1 protein-coding gene is annotated in these 1,326 nt (G+C 30.2%); it reads left to right on the plus strand.

Going from position 1 to position 1,326, the window contains the following annotated elements; translation table 11 throughout:
• The first annotated feature begins 136 nt into the window (after window positions 1-136).
• Window positions 137-658, plus strand: coding sequence for a DUF2199 domain-containing protein (locus tag Q361_RS13575; protein ID WP_103727254.1), 522 nt, complete (start codon window positions 137-139; stop codon window positions 656-658).
• Window positions 659-1,326 lie beyond the last annotated feature (668 nt).

Raw genomic sequence — 1,326 nt, forward strand, 5'->3', positions numbered from 1 at the left:
GTGCTAAATTCACATTTTTCTTTCGCAAGTTTTTTTATCTTAGTTGAAAATTAAGCGGTTACGAAGTTCGCCACTTCTTGAAGCCGCGAAACGTTGGTGGTAATGTTACACGAAATCTGCAAAATAAGAACTAAATATGTCAGAAAGCATTAAATACATTTGTGAATGTTGCGGAAAAGAACACGAAGAATGGCCTTCATTAACTTACTCCTCGCCTACTCATTATCATAATTTAACCGAAGAAGAAAAGCAAACAATTGCAGAACTTACTTCTGATTTTTGTGTAATAGAATATACTGACCAAACTGACAAATTCATTCGTTGTACTTTAACACAAAAAGTGATTGACCATTGTGAAAATTTAGAATATGGACTTTGGGTTTCGTTAAGTGATAAAAGCTTTGAAGATTATTCAGAAAACTTTAAAAACGAAAATCACGAAACTAAATATTTTGGTTGGTTAAGTAATTTTCTTCCAGATTATGAAAACACAACAAACATTCCAACAACGGTTTACACAAAAAAAGGAAATTCAAGACCTGAAATAATCCCAAATAATGATTTTGAGCATCAATTTGTAAATGATTACTTTAATGGAATTACTAAAAAAGAAGCTGAAAGAAGAATAGCCGAAATGTTAAAATCAACTGGAAAATAATTCAAAAATGAACTTGAAAACAAATCCTAAATTCTTAGCATTAATTGTTATTATAGAGATACTTTACTTTTATGTGATGTACTTTTTTCTACTTTTTAGTTTCTTTCTATATTTTGGTTCAGGAGCAGGTTCAGAAAGTGAAACTGCAATCAATTCAGGAAAAATTGCTAATCTTATAATTATTTTACCACCAATTATCTATAATTTTTTTAGAATTTATAAACTAAAAATTGAAACAAAATCTGAAAAACGAAAAGCTTTTATTATTGCAACAATAATATATATAATGTTTCTCACTTATCAAATATATTGTGGAATTATAAGCTTATAAAAAACACTACCACCAACACACGTTTGGCGCAATTGCGAATTTTGTGGTAAATTCACGCTCATGTTTCGCAAGAAATATTATCTTTAACAGAAAATAATCAGTTCCGAAGTTCGCAACTGACGCCAAGCGTGGGAACGTTGTGTGCCATACTTCCGACGAAATTCAGAAGTCAAACATTTTAGTTTGAACAACCATTTGAATTTTAAGACTTGACGAAATGTCCACTTTTTTGGATTTTTAGGAAACTAACGGCTGAATTTTATCTGAAATCGAGTAAAGTTTGGTTCAAGTTTAGCGGACATTTAGTAAAGTCTAACGATTTAAAACGGAAAACAAA

This window comes from Flavobacterium croceum DSM 17960 (assembly GCF_002917885.1).
In the GTDB taxonomy this organism is placed as follows: Bacteria; Bacteroidota; Bacteroidia; order Flavobacteriales; family Flavobacteriaceae; genus Flavobacterium; species Flavobacterium croceum.

What these genes read in the sequence shown, in the direction of transcription:
- Q361_RS13575 (WP_103727254.1), top strand. Translation starts at nt 137, where the DNA reads ATGTCAGAAAGCATTAAATACATTTGTGAATGTTGCGGAAAAGAACAC.